16 protein-coding genes are annotated in these 14,851 nt (G+C 48.2%); 11 read left to right on the top strand and 5 right to left on the bottom strand.

The genetic code is table 11. The features are described 5' to 3' along the window. The 6 genes from recN to AQR02_RS16890 all read left to right on the top strand — a co-directional run. Positions 1-1,455, top strand: a 1,455-nt coding sequence (gene recN, locus AQR02_RS16915; protein WP_054941486.1) for a DNA repair protein RecN, incomplete at its 5' end; no start/stop codon positions are given. Positions 1,456-1,593: 138 nt separating this feature from the next. After that, positions 1,594-2,700 (top strand): SpoIVB peptidase, encoded by a 1,107-nt coding sequence (gene spoIVB, locus AQR02_RS16910; protein ID WP_082451878.1) that lies wholly within the window; start codon positions 1,594-1,596, stop codon positions 2,698-2,700. Between the two features lie 197 nt (positions 2,701-2,897). After that, a complete protein-coding gene (gene spo0A / locus AQR02_RS16905) occupies positions 2,898-3,722 on the top strand; it encodes a sporulation transcription factor Spo0A (RefSeq protein WP_054941484.1) in 825 nt (274 codons plus the stop codon). 162 nt (positions 3,723-3,884) lie between these two features. Next, a complete protein-coding gene (locus AQR02_RS16900) occupies positions 3,885-4,400 on the top strand; it encodes a hypothetical protein (RefSeq protein ID WP_054941483.1) in 516 nt (171 codons plus the stop codon). Positions 4,401-4,528: 128 nt separating this feature from the next. After that, positions 4,529-5,173 carry a helix-turn-helix domain-containing protein gene (locus AQR02_RS16895; RefSeq protein ID WP_054941482.1) on the top strand — a complete coding sequence of 215 codons (645 nt, stop codon included), beginning with the start codon at positions 4,529-4,531 and terminating at the stop codon, positions 5,171-5,173. Positions 5,174-5,293: 120 nt separating this feature from the next. Continuing rightward, a complete protein-coding gene (locus AQR02_RS16890; RefSeq protein ID WP_054941481.1) occupies positions 5,294-5,602 on the top strand; it encodes a hypothetical protein in 309 nt (102 codons plus the stop codon). 143 nt (positions 5,603-5,745) lie between these two features. Here AQR02_RS16890 and sda read toward each other — a convergent pair whose 3' ends face one another. The 3 genes from sda to AQR02_RS35605 form a co-directional block, all read right to left on the bottom strand. Then, the gene (gene sda / locus AQR02_RS16885; RefSeq protein WP_054941480.1) at positions 5,746-5,925 is read right to left on the bottom strand and encodes a sporulation histidine kinase inhibitor Sda; all 180 of its coding nucleotides are present in this window, start codon (positions 5,923-5,925) and stop codon (positions 5,746-5,748) included. Positions 5,926-6,152: 227 nt separating this feature from the next. Then, positions 6,153-6,488 carry a LytTR family DNA-binding domain-containing protein gene (locus AQR02_RS16880; RefSeq protein ID WP_054941479.1) on the bottom strand — a complete coding sequence of 112 codons (336 nt, stop codon included), beginning with the start codon at positions 6,486-6,488 and terminating at the stop codon, positions 6,153-6,155. 137 nt (positions 6,489-6,625) lie between these two features. Next, entirely contained in the window at positions 6,626-7,117 is a 492-nt protein-coding gene (locus AQR02_RS35605; RefSeq protein WP_425340014.1) for an accessory gene regulator ArgB-like protein, read from the bottom strand. Positions 7,118-7,937: 820 nt separating this feature from the next. Here AQR02_RS35605 and AQR02_RS16870 point away from each other — a divergent pair. Then, positions 7,938-8,462 (top strand): DinB family protein, encoded by a 525-nt coding sequence (locus tag AQR02_RS16870; protein WP_054941477.1) that lies wholly within the window; start codon positions 7,938-7,940, stop codon positions 8,460-8,462. Positions 8,463-8,568: 106 nt separating this feature from the next. Here the strand turns inward: AQR02_RS16870 and AQR02_RS16865 are convergent, their stop codons facing one another. Further along, a complete protein-coding gene (locus AQR02_RS16865) occupies positions 8,569-9,138 on the bottom strand; it encodes a thymidine kinase (protein ID WP_054941476.1) in 570 nt (189 codons plus the stop codon). 224 nt (positions 9,139-9,362) lie between these two features. On the opposite strand from AQR02_RS16865, the gene AQR02_RS16860 reads away from it, so the two are divergent. Genes AQR02_RS16860 through AQR02_RS16850 form a run of 3 tightly spaced genes read left to right on the top strand, consistent with a single transcriptional unit; the run spans position 9,363 to position 13,212 of the window. Next, complete coding sequence (locus AQR02_RS16860; RefSeq protein ID WP_054941475.1) at positions 9,363-9,572, top strand: hypothetical protein; 210 nt, start codon at positions 9,363-9,365, stop codon at positions 9,570-9,572. An 18-nt stretch (positions 9,573-9,590) separates the two neighbouring features. After that, positions 9,591-11,381 carry an ABC transporter ATP-binding protein gene (locus AQR02_RS16855; protein WP_054941474.1) on the top strand — a complete coding sequence of 597 codons (1,791 nt, stop codon included), beginning with the start codon at positions 9,591-9,593 and terminating at the stop codon, positions 11,379-11,381. Then, a complete protein-coding gene (locus AQR02_RS16850; RefSeq protein ID WP_054941473.1) occupies positions 11,362-13,212 on the top strand; it encodes an ABC transporter ATP-binding protein in 1,851 nt (616 codons plus the stop codon). The genes AQR02_RS16855 and AQR02_RS16850 overlap by 20 nt, the downstream gene beginning before the upstream one ends. Before the next feature lie 114 nt (positions 13,213-13,326). Here the strand turns inward: AQR02_RS16850 and AQR02_RS16845 are convergent, their stop codons facing one another. Next, positions 13,327-13,632 carry a DUF2627 domain-containing protein gene (locus AQR02_RS16845; RefSeq protein WP_054941472.1) on the bottom strand — a complete coding sequence of 102 codons (306 nt, stop codon included), beginning with the start codon at positions 13,630-13,632 and terminating at the stop codon, positions 13,327-13,329. 168 nt (positions 13,633-13,800) lie between these two features. Here AQR02_RS16845 and AQR02_RS16840 point away from each other — a divergent pair. Further along, the coding region (locus AQR02_RS16840; protein WP_425339981.1) for an FAD-dependent oxidoreductase at positions 13,801-14,851 on the top strand (1,051 nt) is incomplete at its 3' end.

The following is a 14,851-nucleotide window of genomic DNA, read 5'->3' as shown; positions in this document are numbered from 1 at the left end:
CATCTGGTCATCCGCCGGGAAATCACCTCTCTTGGCAAAAGCACCTCGCGCGTCAACGGGCAGATGGTTAATCTCAGCATGCTGCGTGAAATCGGTGAGCAGCTGGTGAATATCCACGGCCAGCATGAGCACCAGAATCTGCTTAAGGCGGAGCGTCATCTCGGGCTGCTGGATACGTATGGCGAAGCTGTGATCGGACCGCTCAAAGCCGATTATCAAGAGAAATATTCTGCGTTTGCCAAAGTGGAAAAAGAACTGCGGGAACTTCAGGAATCCAGCCAGAAAGCGTATCAAATGCTGGATTTGTACCGTTTTCAGCTGGAGGAAATTTCTCAAGCACGATTAAAACCGGGAGAAGATGAATTACTTGCCGAAGAACGGGTCAAACTATCCCACAGCGAGAAAATGATGGATTCGGTCTCCAGCGCATATGAGCTGCTGTATGACAGGCAGGGCCTGGAGTCTATCGGTAACGTCATCTCCCGGCTGGAGGATGCAGTCCGTTACGATGAGAAGGGGCTGCGTTCGGTACTGGATCAGCTGCAGTCATCCTATTATCAGCTGGAGGATGCCGCTTTTCAGCTGCGGGACTATCGGGAGGATATCGAGTTCAATCCGGCCCGGCTGGAGGAGATCGAGAACCGTCTGGATCTGATCACCGGACTTCGCCGCAAATACGGGGACAGTGTCGAGCAGATTCTGGCCTATTACGAACAGATTCACCGGGAAACGGATCTGCTGGAGAATAAGGATGAATACATCGAGAAGCTGACCGTGAAGCGGGATGGATTGCTCAGTACCTTAATGGAAGCAGCACGGGCACTTAGCAGGGCGCGCAGTCAATGTGCGGCAGACCTCTCCACCCAGGTTGAAGGCGAGCTCAAGGATCTGCAGATGGAGCGGACATCGCTCCAGGTCAAGCTCGATACCCTGGAGGATCCGCGGGGCGTAGAGTATCAGGAGCGCCGTTACCGGCTGACCCGGCAAGGCATCGACAGCGCAGAATTTATGATCTCCCCGAACCCGGGGGAGCCGCTTAGACCGCTCGGCAAAATCGCCTCAGGCGGTGAGCTGTCACGGATTATGCTGGCGATGAAGAGTATTTTTGCCCGGACAGATGCCATACCTGTGCTGATTTTTGATGAAGTGGATACCGGGGTCAGCGGACGCGCAGCCCAATCCATTGCCGATAAATTGTACAAGCTGTCCTCCACCTGCCAGGTGTTCTCCATTACTCACCTGCCGCAAGTGGCCTGTATGGCCGACCATCAATATCTGATCCGCAAAAAAGTTGAGGACGGGCGCACAATGACCGAAGTGGACTCCCTCACAGCAGAAGGCAGAGTCATGGAGCTTGCCCGCATGCTGGGCGGCGTGGAAATTACCGAAAAAACATTGCATCACGCACAGGAAATGCTCGGTCTGGCCGAGGCCAGTAAAGCAGCTATAGGGTAAGCGGGACAATGATTGACAGTAATAAAAGCCTGGGGGCAAGGTTATCTTATAGGTACGCAATTGGCGACCACCTTTTTCGTCAAGCGAAAGAAGCAAAAGGGAGCGTGACAGCCATTGAAGCCTAACCTCAGGAAGTTAATGCCCGGCCTTTTATTTGCCTTCTTTCTCAGCTTATCAGGCATAACGGGACCTCTTCAGAGCTATGCTGCACCGCTTGATCAACTGAATAAGCAGGTGCAAGGAACTAACCAGGAGCTTAAGGTTATTCCGGGAGGTCAGACGATTGGCGTGAAAGTAAAATCTGCAGGCGTACTTGTTGTTGGCCATCATTTGATTGAAGTGTCTGAGCAGTCCAAGCTTTCCCCCGGGGAGAACAGCGGGCTTGTTCCGGGTGACCTGATGGTCTCCATTGACGGAGTGAAGCTGGACGAGGTGTCCAAGGTAGCGAAGCTGGTGGAGCGAGCAGGCAAAGCAGGAGACACTCTAAGCATCGTGTACAAACGCGGCGGTAAAGAGCATACGGCCAAGCTTACTCCCGCTTATGACCGTAATGACAAGGTATGGAGACTGGGGCTGTATATCCGTGATTCCGCGGCGGGTGTCGGCACCTTAACCTTTTATGCTCCGGAGCAGGGAGTTTATGGCGCTCTGGGCCATGTCATTACGGACATGAACACCGGTACTCCGATTGTGGTGGGCAGCGGTCATATCGTGCAATCCACTGTAACCTCGATCTCCAAAAGCCAGGATGGTGATCCCGGAGAGAAGCGTGCTGTTTTTCTCAAGGAGAGCCAGGTGCTGGGAAATGTGCAGAGCAATACGGATTTCGGAATTTTCGGCAAAATGACCAGGAACCCCGAGCACAGCCTTTATAAACAGCCGATTCCGGTTGCGATGAGCAATGAAGTCAAGGAAGGTCCGGCGCAGATTCTAACCGTGGTTGACGGGCAGCAGGTGGAGCGGTTTGATGTGGAGATTATCCATGTAGCGCATCAGCAGACGCCGGCAACCAAAGGACTGGTGCTGCGCATTACCGACCCGCGCCTGATTGAGAAGACCGGCGGCATTGTACAAGGGATGAGCGGCAGCCCCATTGTGCAGGACGGGCGTTTAATCGGAGCGGTAACCCATGTATTCGTCAATGATCCCAAATCGGGGTATGGCTGCTTCATCGAATGGATGCTGAAAGACTCCGGTGTAGCAGAGCAAATAGAAGGTTCTCCTTACAATCTTAAGGCGGTATAGCCTTAAGATTTTTTTGTCGAAGCACAGCGATAAACATCGAACCATGAAATAAAATAATTAATTATAATCCAACGCCGAAAAAAAATAAAGAAAAATAATTTTCGACAGAAGGATATTTAGAGTGCATGTCGAAAATGTTAAGGGAGGACAGATAAAGGACTTAGAAACCGCAGAGATGAATAAGGAGGAAGCAGCCAGTGCAGAATATTGAAGTGTTGTTGGCCGATGATAATAGGGAATTTACAAACTTGCTTGCCGAATACATTACGGAACAGGAAGATATGACCGTTACGGGCATCGCCTACAATGGTGAAGAAGTGCTTCAAATGCTTAGCGGGGCAAGAAAAATTCCCGATGTACTAATCCTCGATATTATCATGCCGCATTTGGACGGACTCGGCGTTCTGGAACGCCTGCGTGATATGGATCTTAATCCTCAACCGAAGATTATTATGCTGACTGCATTCGGCCAGGAGAACATCACTCAACGGGCTGTGCAGCTTGGCGCCTCTTATTATATTTTGAAGCCGTTCGATATGGAAGTTCTAGCCAACCGTGTGCGTCAGCTGGTCGGTGCACAGGGAAGCATGAGCAGTTCCCCGAACATGTCCAATTATTCCGGATCAAGAGCATCATCCAATAACAATGTTTTGCCGCTCTCCAAAGGCAAGAATCTGGATGCCAATATTACTTCGATCATTCACGAAATCGGTGTACCCGCACATATTAAAGGTTATCAGTATCTGCGTGAAGCCATTACGATGGTCTATAACAATATCGAAATTCTCGGAGCCATTACCAAAACGCTCTACCCTGCCATAGCGGAGAAGTTCAAGACCACTCCATCCCGCGTAGAACGGGCCATCCGCCATGCAATTGAGGTCGCCTGGACCCGTGGCAACATCGACAGCATCTCCCATCTGTTCGGCTATACCATTAATATCTCCAAATCGAAGCCAACTAACTCGGAATTTATTGCCATGGTAGCGGATAAGCTGCGCATTGAGCATAAGGTGTCTTGAAAGGGTAAGGAGCAGGATACGTGAAGTTTTAAACCGGGCTCTTTGTCGTAATCATATTAATAAAATTCACTCCTTTATTGGGTATTACAATCCAATGAAGGAGTGTTTTATTATGACAGGTTTATCGTAACTTTTTGCAATATAGTTATGGGGAGCAATAATATGAATGATATCCAAAATAAAGTGTGGTGCACGTTAATTACAAGTCTCATTTTGGGGCTGGTTGTGTACGGTGGAGTGACTAATATCTTTATCCCGAGCGGGACTTCACTGGAGATTAAAGTATTCAGCTTTAAGTTTGCTGAAGATATCACTTCTATGTTTACATCCATTGATAATGATCTTACGGTATTACACGGAATACAAAATGGGTTAGCCTTGACGGGTAAAATCATTTGGTCTGGCTTAAAAAGTGTCTGGCTAGATTATATCCAAGGATTCCAAGAGGACTTGATGCTAAAGATGGTTTGGCTGATTTTGGGGATTCCCTTAGAAATTATTAAGAACTTTTTTATATTTTTTATACTTTTCTTTATAATGATTTTTAAATTATTTGTTCTTGGCGGAAATAATTATCAGATTGCTTTAGCAGTTTCTGCGCTTATTCTTCCGATTTTAGCGGTAACGTTGTATACAATACATCCCTCTAAATCGAAGGACATTAGGCAGGAATGGTGAGTAAAATAATCATTTCTTAGTATCATTTGAACTGAAAACCCGGAGAAATCCTGAAAAATTCAGGTATTAATTGTTATATTGAAACACAAAGTGTTATCTTGTGTTATGATAGAGGTAGAGGTGACCCCATGAACGATTTCGATCATTATCCCGATGAGCTCGGAGACTTTATCCGGCACTTCAGGAAAGCGCGAGGTTTGACCTTAAGGGGGCTGGAAGAGAAGAGCGGCATCAGCTACTCACAGCTCAGCAAGATTGAACGGGGAGAAAGCATTCCTCTAAAAGACAACCTGGACAAAATTATCGAAGCGCTCGGAACTGATCTCAAGAACCGGATGTACCATCTGGCCGATTACATGCCTGATATTGAATATATTAAGACGTTGAAGCAGGGATACAAGCAGTCACAGGATTACAGATATGAGACAGCTTTTAATAAGCTGAAGGCGTTTCGGGCTAAGGAAGGTAAGGAGACGTCTTATGTTTCGTTTGATTCAGACGAGGTTATCGTTTATGAAACGGAATATGGGGCAGGAATGGTAATAGAAAAAATTGAGAAATATAATCTTACGGATGTACTCAATGACAAGTTTGAAGGAAATCTGGATTCACTGCGGAAGCAGCCCCGCAAAGGCCGGCAAGCTTATCTGTTCGGGGAGTGGCTGAGGGAGTATATCTACGAGCTCAAGGAAGAGGAGCAGGACGAGATTATTCAGGCTTTGAAGGAATTTACCCAGTTTAAGGCGCAGCAGGTTAAAGGGGCTTTTAAGTAGCTGTGAGCCGGTACAACCAGTTTTCAAAAATGAATAATGTTGCCCTTTCTTGCAGCCATCTATTCATCTTGATCCATAAACCAACAAAAAATGGTTCGACAGAAAAGGGGATATCTATTAATGAGAATTAACATGAAATTTACCACTAAGGGAAAAGCCGCAATCGAAAATTTCAACAATGAAGAGCTGCTGGAGATTTTTGCCCGGTACATCAAAACCCTGACCAAGAAATACGACATCGAAGTCGATGTGCCTCTTGAAGTAAACCAGAACATCGTAGGTGACGGAACGGTTATTGCGATGGCACAGAATGTGAAATGTGATGTGGATACCTTCTTTAAGGAACTGGGCCGTGATATTAAGGTGCCGCTCAAAAAAAGACTTGGCGGGAAATTGGATAATGTGTTTAAAACTGAATTTATCGAGTAGTCGGACGAGTATTACGATGTGTTCCGGTCCGCATGCAAAGAAGCCATCCTCTTCACAGAAGTGAGGGATGGCTTCTTTAGATATGGGTTTTGAAATTATGGTTATTGAAATGAATTATGTAGAAGTGAACTGGAACATGGTGCTCACACATCCTGAAGCTTTGAGGCTGCTGATTTTCTCCCAGATAGAACACTTACTATAATTTCAATAAAATCAGGCGAAGCATTTGCCTCCACCGCTAATTCATAGATATTCAACAACTGCTCGTCAGATAATAATTCAAGTGATGAGGGCCGCGGAGAAGGATGAAAATAATAATCCATTAGATTCCTCCATCAAATAGTATAATGATTTAAATTGTAGCTAATCTATTCAAATGGTACCATTTGGAAGGTTATCCGTCTCCTGGCATTCACCCTGCGAATCGCCCTTTACAAAACAGGATGAATATGTAATAATTATGAATTTGTTTTTATCAATACTGAATTGAAAAAAATCCCAGTGCCTGCTAGACACCGGGAGTAGTAGAGAGCTATAATCCGCAGCATGATCAGTCTGCAGATTTTTTTAAGCGGGAAGCCAGGAATCTCTTGATTCGCGGTTCGTTAGACTCCGAGACAGTCGCAAATTGTTCACCTTGGGTAAAATGAACAATTTTCAGCTCAGCGTCGTACTTGTCAACCTTGTCAAGACTGACAACATTGTTACGGTCAAGGCGTTCGAATCCTTTACCCTTGTAAGCAATCAACAGATCGGAAAGAGTAGTGGGGAGAACAAACTCGCCTTCTTTCGTATGGACGAATATTGCATTCTTAAAACTTGAGAAATACAATATATCTTCTTCCCTGATATCCAGGGAGGAGCCGTCGTTTTGTAAGACACGCATGTTTTCCCCATCCTTGTTCGATTACTTACGCAATTCTTTGGGTGCTTCCGGGCTGTGAAATCCTAATTTCATAACGGATACAAAGAAGCGAGCGGAAGCTTCAAGTGCAGCAGAAGCATGCTTGGCCATCGATGCCTTCATAATGATCCCCTCCTTTTCCAGGTAATTACTGTTAAGGACTGCAGCAAATAAGCTAGTCCAAGGACAGATGAACTAATAAAAAAATTTGAGCCCACTAGTGCAATTGAAAATAACTTTAATGCGGGATAACACTTGAGGGGGATTTGAGCATTTTTATCTGGATTAGGTGCATAAATTAGCATAATTATAAAGCTCAAAACATTGGCTGCCCAAAAGAGTATTCCATGTAGATGGAGTAAATATGGGATGAATGAACAGCATAATATAGTAACAAGATTACAGGCTGCTGCCGTTTTTAAGTGCTTGCCTCCGGAAGCGACACGCAATAAGGAGAAGGCTGTGTAAAATAATAATGTATTAATCGTATTGTGTAAGGACCAGCCAATAATCATTGAAGCTATAAAAGTCAAAAGGGTATTTAGGATAATGTTCAGGGCATACTGCATAATTTCGATGGAGCATGTTTCGTCTGGGTTAGCCTGTTTAATTGCAGTAGAAATTTTAATTGCTAATGTATTCAGAATTCTTCACCACGATTCTTTTTATCGGAAAGATACAAATATCCAAGTAAGAGAATGCTATACATTAAAGGAATTACGAAGAATAATTGATAGTAGTGCTCTGCAAATAAAAGCATTAACATAATAAAAAAAATAGAAGGAAAGGTTAAGGCGAACATAATCTTCTCGCGTTTAGAGATAATGATCTTTGCATCAGGTTTATCAGGAATGAAATCGAATCCTTTTCTCTTTTTGCCTATACAATAGCCTACCATAATTGTTATAGTAGCTGATAATAACTGTAAAGAATAAATTCCAACGGAGATGAAGGGGTAATTCAAATGATAGATTCCGGTAAAATTAATAATCAAATACAAAAGAGATTGAATTAATAAGTACGATTGATATGAGATGGCGGTCATTATGAAAGAATAAAAAATATGTATCCGAAATAGGAGCCAGAGAAAACAAACGACAAGGGTGTATTGGACTAAGGTGTCAAGCTCGGCCATCTGATAATCATTGCGTATAACATAAGAAAAAAATGCCATTATCACTCCCGCAAAGATGATTTCCTTGGGATAGAGATCAATTTTAAAGATTTTGAAGCCGAGGTAAAACAAAGCAAAGGTTTCTATAACCGAAAATAACATAAAAAGCACAAAATCCAGCATGCGTACACTCCCGATGAATAGATTAACTCTTCCTTAATCTTGCAAATATTATACATAATATACTAAAATACAACAATGGCTTTTATGCATTTTGTCTAGTTTTCATAAAATTGGGAGTGGAAGGGGTTGTTTATATGAATCAGCGTCCGGAAAAAAGCGAATATTTGGATTATCAGACAGCGTACATCTCTTTAGTGCCATCTGAGGGAGATCTGGCGGCTATTCTCCGCGAGCAGTCTAAGGAAATCTTTACGCTGCTGGAGGGTCTCACTGAAGAGCAGGGAAGCTACAGGTACGCACCGGGAAAATGGAGTATCAAGCAGATGATTGGCCATTTGACAGATAACGACCGGATCATGTCCTATCGACTGCTGTGTTTTGCCAGAGGTGAGCAGGCGCCGCTTCCAGGATACGAAGAGAATGATTATGTAGCGGCAGGAGATTTCGACCGGTTCAGCTTGAAGGAAATGCTGCTTCACTACCGGATCGTGCGTGAGTCTACGCTTGCTCTGCTGGAAAGCCTGCCGGCTGATTCATGGACAAAGGCAGGCCTGTTCTTCTCGGTGCCTATGACAGTCAGAGCCCAGGCCTGCCTGATCATCGGGCATGAACGGCATCATATGAATGTATTGCAGGAGCGTTATTTGAAGCAGGCGTGATCATTTGATAGGCACGAAGCGCTGAAAGTCATTCAAACCTAAGATTTTTTCTAAAAAAATAAGCATTCCAGCGTATGTATAACGGCGCTGGGATGCTTTTTAATGATTAAAGGGGAGGATTCTTGTGACATTTGCGGCAGACCGGGTAATAAGCTTCATTGCCGCCGATTTGGATCTGTTTGCCGCTGTAGACGGGCTTGCCGTTCTCGACCCGCAGCGCCATCGTGGCTTTGCGTTCACAGAACCAGCAGATGGTCTTCATCTCTTCAATTTTATCGGCGTAGATCAGCATGTATTTGCTGCCTTCAAAGAGATTGTTCTGGAAATCATTTTTCAGGCCGAAGGCCATGACCGGAATGTTCAACTCATCCACGATCCGCACAAGCTGGAGGATGCAATCCTTGCTGAGGAACTGGCATTCATCAATCAGCACGCAGTGGGGCTTCGGCAGATTGTTGCTTACAATGCTGTAAATATCCGTATTTTCATCGATAGGTATGGCCTGCTTGCGCAGTCCGATGCGGGAGGAAATATACCCGACCTCGTCCCGATCGTCCAGGGATGGGGTGAAAATGAGTACTGACTTGCCCTGCTCCTCGTAATTATGGGCTACCTTGAGAATCTCAATGGATTTACCGCTGTTCATTGCCCCATACTTGAAAAACAACTGTGCCACGTCCATCTATCCTTTCGCGCTATAACCTGAAGTATAGTATTCCAAAAAATGCGACTTTATTAGAGTATCATATGAGCAGCTGAACTAGCCAGTGAAAACATGTCGAACCTATAAACTTTCAGTCTATGGCATATCCTGAGTTAAAGATCATTTCCGCGGATGTGTTATAATGTACGCACTTGTGTTTTCAGCTGGAGAACTTTTATGGGAAGGAAGTATGGCAGGTGACGGAGAAATTGGAGCAGTTCCAAGAAAGATTGGCCGGGGTGATGGAGAACGGGGGGCTGTCAGCAGAGGCGCAAAGCCTAGTGTCGGAAATGATGGACGAGCTGGCAGAGCTGCAACGCAGCAACAAGGCACTGCGGCGGGTTATTTTGAAGAGTGGACAAGGCTCAGCAATGTCTACCCGTTTGCGGGATGCACTTTACGAATAGAACAAGAGGATAACGCCGATGAATCTTATTTTCTTATACCTCAAAAAATATAGGGTAGCTGCTATTGCCGCTCTGGTAATGATGGGGATTGAGCTGGCAGTAGAGCTGTCACAGCCCCTTCTGATCGCGAAGATTATCGATAACGGAATCAGGGAAAAGGATATGACGGTGGTCTGGCTGTGGGGCGGAGTGCTTACCTTTAGTGCTGTAATAGCGTTTGCAGCAGGCATTTTGAGTTCTTTTTTTGCCTCACATGCCAGCCAGGGCTTTGCTTATGATCTCAGGGACAAGCTGTACGAAAAGGTGCAGTCCTTCACTTATGAAGTGTTCAGCCGTTATCAGACCTCTTCACTGATCACGCGGCTGACCGGGGACGTAACGCAGCTGCAGGACACGGTATTTATGGCACTGCGTTTTATGACCCGTGTACCGCTGGTTGTGCTGGGCAGTGTAATCATGGCGCTGGTCGTGCATGTGAAGCTGGGCCTGCTGCTGGCCGTCACGCTGCCGCTGCTGATTGTGGTTCTGACTTGGGTGATGCGCAGGTCTTCGGCCTTGTTCAAGATTGTGCAGAGCAGAGTTGACGGTGTAAACGGTGTCATTCAGGAGAATCTTACAGGTATCCGGCTCATCCGGGTTTTTGTGCGGATGGGTCATGAGATCGGCCGCTTTGCTTCGTACAGCGGGGGGCTGATGAAATCCACTGTTGCTGCTTTAAGGTTAACCGAAACGATGGGACCGCTCATTATGCTGATCGTCAATGCGGGAATTGTAGCTGTGCTGTGGTTTGGGAGAATCGAAATTTCTGCCGGGCAAGCTACGCTGGGGGAGACTGTTGCGGTTATTAACTACGCCTTGCGTACCATTGGGGCGATGTCGGCCCTTTCCTGGATTATGGCAACCTTCTCCCGGGCTGTTGCTTCGGGACAGCGCATTTCGGAAGTAATGTCTCCGCCTGAGGGCCGGGAAGAAACCGGATCGGCAGATGTACAGGTAAGCGGGTCAGCAGCGGAGGGGAAAGACCTTGTAAAAGAATCCCAAGTAGAGGCATCCATCCAAGGCAGAGTGGAATTCACCGATGTAAGCTTCAGTTATCCGGGAAGCGATATTGCTGTGCTGGAGCAAATCTCATTTGCGGTTCAGCCTGGTGAGCGTGTAGCCATCATGGGCGCAACCGGCTCTGGAAAGTCATCGCTGGTGAGCCTGATTCCCCGTCTATGCGAGCCTGACAGCGGGATCATCAGGATTGATGGAGAGAACAGCTCTGAGATCAAGGTTAGCAGGCTGCGCAGGTCTATTGGTTATGTTCCGCAGGAGATCATGCTGTTCTCCGGTTCGGTTCGGGAAAATATAGCCTGGGGTAATGAGCATGCTACGGCAGAGGAGATTGAACGGGCGGCTGCGGCGGCCCAGATCCACGAGACGATCACTGGTCTGCCTCAAGGCTATGAGACGATGCTGGGCCAGCGTGGGGTCAATCTGTCCGGAGGCCAGAAACAGCGGATGACGATCGCCAGGGCACTCGTAAGGAAACCGGCAATTCTGATTCTGGATGACAGCACCAGTGCCCTTGATGCGGTAACGGAGGGGCTGCTGCTGGAAGAACTCAAAAAAATGTCCTGCACCACCTTCCTCATTACCCAAAAGATTAGCTCTACAGTATCAGCTGATCTGATTCTGCTGCTTGATGAGGGCAGGCTGATCGCCGGGGGAACGCACGGGGAGCTGATGAAGGATTCAGCCCTTTACCGCAAAATTAACGAATCACAGAATGAGGGGGCGGCGCAGCATGTTCAAAGCACTACTTGAGCCTTTCCGCCATCCGAAGCTGGAACTGGGACTGGGCGAGGGGAAGAGCTTCGGATCCCCCGCCGGACGGAAGCCGAAAGCCCGGGCGAAAAATTCATCAGCTACACTGAAACGGATCTGGGCTTATCTGGCTGCACGCAAGGCAAAGCTGATCCTGGTGTTAGTGATGGTTCTGCTCAGCTCCGGGCTTGCCCTGCTGGGGCCTTATCTGATTAGCAGAGCAGTGGATCATTACCTCGAGGGAGACGGGGGCAGCACCTGGATCGTTTTTCTGATTACATTAGCCCTGGTCTATGTGTTAAATTCTCTTACTTCGTGGCTGCAGAATATCTGGATGATCGAAATTGCCCAGGAGACAGTCTACCGGATCCGTACGGATCTGTTCGCACATCTGCACCGGCTGCCGATCTCATTCTTTAACCGCAGGCAGCAGGGCGAGATTATGAGCCGTCTGACGAATGATATCGAGAATATCAGCTCGACGCTTAACAGCTCGGCAATCCAAATTTTCTCGAGTATCTTGACCTTGCTGGGGACGGTTGGGGTGATGCTGTGGCTGAGTCCGCTGCTCACTCTGCTGACGTTCATTGTCGTGCCGCTGATGACGCTCGGCATGCGCTGGATTACACGGCGTACAGGCCCGCTGTTTAAGGAGCGCCAGCGTAACCTGGGCGAGCTTAACGGATTCATTGAGGAGACCTTGTCCGGCCAGCGGATTATAAAGGCCTTCTCCCAGGAGGAACGGGTAATCAACGGTTTCCGCGAGCGGAACGGACGTATTATGCTGTCCGGGTACTGGGCACAGTCGATTTCCGGCTTTATTCCCAAATTGATGAACGGGCTAAACAATCTGAGCTTTGCTATCGTTGCAGGGGTCGGCGGTCTGCTGGCTATCCGCGGCCTGGTCACTGTCGGAGTGATTATCGCTTTTGTGGAATATACACGCCAGTTCACACGGCCGCTGAATGACTTGGCTAATCAGTGGAACACCCTTTTGTCGGCGATTGCCGGAGCGGAGCGGGTCTTTGAAGTGATGGATGAGGAGAAGGAAGCGAGGGATGAAGGCGCTGCGCATCTGCTGGAGCATGTGGAAGGTGCGGTGAAGTTTTCGGGAGTATCCTTCTCCTATGACGAAGGGGCTGATATTCTGCAGGATATCAGCTTTGAAGCGAAGCCTGGTGAGATGATCGCCCTGGTCGGGCCTACGGGTGCGGGGAAAACAACGCTGATCGGGCTGTTGTCGCGTTTTTATGATCCGGACAAAGGCAGTATTACGCTCGACGGCCAGGACTTGTCCTCCATCCGGCGGGAAAGTCTGCGCAGCCATATGGCTTTTGTGCTGCAGGATTCCTTTCTGTTCAAGGGGACGATCCGCGACAACATCCGCTACGGCAGGCTGGAGGCTACGGATGAGGAAGTGGAGCAGGCGGCGAAGCTTGCAGGTGCCCATCCTTTTATTATGCGGATGCACGGCGGGTATGACCGGATGCTGTCGGTGGATGGAAACGGGATCAGCCAGGGGCAGAAGCAGCTGCTGGCGATTTCACGGGCGATTCTGGCTAACCCGTCGATGCTCGTGCTGGACGAAGCGACAAGCAGCATTGACACCGTAACCGAAATCAAGATTCAGGAGGGTCTGCAGGCGCTGATGAAGGGCCGGACCAGCTTTGTCATCGCCCACAGGCTGGGCACGATCCGCGCTGCAGACCGCATTCTGGTGCTCAAGAACGGACGGTTGCAGCAACAGGGTTCCCATGAGGAGCTGTTGCGGCAAGGCGGACTGTACAGTGAGCTGGTGCGGGGGGCTTCAGCGGCTTCACAGGCGGAATAAAGCAATACAAAAGGCAGTTCCGGGTGTACCGGAGCTGCCTTTTGTATTTTATTATAAATTGAAATTGTAGACTAAACTAAAGGGGATAGTGTGTAACCTCAGAATGCGGTATGTTTAAACCGTTGTATCCGGTGAGGCGGGCTGCTGGGCTTTTTGCTTTTCCCGGAATCTGGGTCCCACGTAATTCTTCTTGCGGTCCCTTGTCAGAATCCAGCCGCCGAGGAAGCCCATTCCTGCCAGGAACAGAAGCAGACCGCCGCCAAAATGAAGCCAGGCGAATACGGGGGTTACAGTATCATCGCCATGCATGGAGACGTAGTTAAAAATATCATCCTTCATCATCAGGAAGCCCTTCATCGCCATCAGACCGGGAAGAACGAGAATGAGAATAGCAATGAAGCGTGAAATGAGCAGTTTCATTTAGGATTCATCTCCCTTGCAGGCCTTTGGATTCACCCATATGATAACGCTTCATCCGGTAAAAGTCCATGTTTACATGACGTTTATAAGTTTTGTATTAGGCTTAAAAGGGAGTACAATGTAGAGAGTTATGCAGAACTTATGAGTAATGACTGGAGGATACATATAATGACAATTTCCTGTGACGTGGCTATTCTGGGCGGAGGAACCGGCGGTTATGTGGCAGCGATCCGCGCGGCCCAGCTGGGCAAGTCTGTTGTCGTCATCGAAATGGACAAACTGGGCGGAACCTGCCTGCACCGCGGCTGCATTCCGAGCAAGTCGCTGCTGCGCAGTGCAGAGGTATATGCTGAAATCCAAGAGAGCGAGAGCTACGGCATCGAAACTGCCGGCGTAAAGCTGGTATTTCCGAAAGTACAGAGCCGCAAGGAAGCTGTCGTCGAGCAGCTGCACCAGGGCGTACAGTTTTTGATGCGCAAAAATAAAATTCAGGTGCTGAAGGGCAAGGGACGGATTATCGGCCCTTCCATTTTCTCCCCCCGCAGCGGTGCGGTGGCAGTCGAGCTGGAGGATGGCGAAATGGAGACGGTGGTCTCTACCCATCTGATTATCGCGACGGGCTCCCGTCCGCGTGTACTGCCCGGCCTTAAGCCGGACGGCCAAGTTATTCTCAGCAGTGAAGAAGCGCTGACGCTGGAAGAGCTGCCGGCTTCGATCATTATCGTAGGCGGCGGAGTGATCGGAGTGGAATGGGCTTCGATGCTGGCGGATTTCGGCGTCCAGGTTACGGTTGTGGAAGCAGCAGAGCAGCTGCTGCCGCTGGAGGATGCGGAGATTGCCAGGGAGCTCATGCGCCTGCTCAAAAAACGCGGAGTGAAGGTTCTGACCGGAACCACTGTCGATGCGGAGACCTGCGTGGTGACGGCGGATGGTATTACCATCGAAGCCCGCAAAGGGGAGCAGAGCCAGACCCTGTCCGCCGGAAAGCTGCTGGTCTCTGTAGGAAGAGTAGCCAATGTTGAGAATATCGGGCTGGAAAATACGGATATCCGCTTTGATAAAGGAGTTATCGAGGTCAATGACAACATGCAGACAGGCGAGCCTCATATCTATGCGATCGGCGACTGCATCGGGGGATTGCAGCTGGCCCATGCCGCGAGCCATGAAGGGATTCGTGCCGTCAATCATCTGGCCGGGGAGAAGCTTCATCCGTATCAGG

This window comes from Paenibacillus ihuae (genome assembly GCF_001368795.1).
In the GTDB taxonomy this organism is placed as follows: Bacteria; Bacillota; Bacilli; order Paenibacillales; family Paenibacillaceae; genus Paenibacillus_AQ; species Paenibacillus_AQ ihuae.
The sequence above is the reverse complement of the archived record's forward strand: the minus strand, read 5'-3'. Positions and strand labels throughout refer to the sequence as shown.

What these genes read in the sequence shown, in the direction of transcription:
- spoIVB (WP_082451878.1), top strand. Translation starts at nt 1,594, where the DNA reads ATGCCCGGCCTTTTATTTGCCTTCTTTCTCAGCTTATCAGGCATAACG.
- AQR02_RS16900 (WP_054941483.1), top strand. Translation starts at nt 3,885, where the DNA reads ATGAATGATATCCAAAATAAAGTGTGGTGCACGTTAATTACAAGTCTC.
- AQR02_RS16895 (WP_054941482.1), top strand. Translation starts at nt 4,529, where the DNA reads ATGAACGATTTCGATCATTATCCCGATGAGCTCGGAGACTTTATCCGG.
- AQR02_RS16890 (WP_054941481.1), top strand. Translation starts at nt 5,294, where the DNA reads ATGAGAATTAACATGAAATTTACCACTAAGGGAAAAGCCGCAATCGAA.
- sda (WP_054941480.1), bottom strand. Translation starts at nt 5,925, where the DNA reads ATGGATTATTATTTTCATCCTTCTCCGCGGCCCTCATCACTTGAATTA.
- AQR02_RS16880 (WP_054941479.1), bottom strand. Translation starts at nt 6,488, where the DNA reads ATGCGTGTCTTACAAAACGACGGCTCCTCCCTGGATATCAGGGAAGAA.
- AQR02_RS16870 (WP_054941477.1), top strand. Translation starts at nt 7,938, where the DNA reads ATGAATCAGCGTCCGGAAAAAAGCGAATATTTGGATTATCAGACAGCG.
- AQR02_RS16855 (WP_054941474.1), top strand. Translation starts at nt 9,591, where the DNA reads ATGAATCTTATTTTCTTATACCTCAAAAAATATAGGGTAGCTGCTATT.
- AQR02_RS16850 (WP_054941473.1), top strand. Translation starts at nt 11,362, where the DNA reads ATGTTCAAAGCACTACTTGAGCCTTTCCGCCATCCGAAGCTGGAACTG.
- AQR02_RS16845 (WP_054941472.1), bottom strand. Translation starts at nt 13,632, where the DNA reads ATGAAACTGCTCATTTCACGCTTCATTGCTATTCTCATTCTCGTTCTT.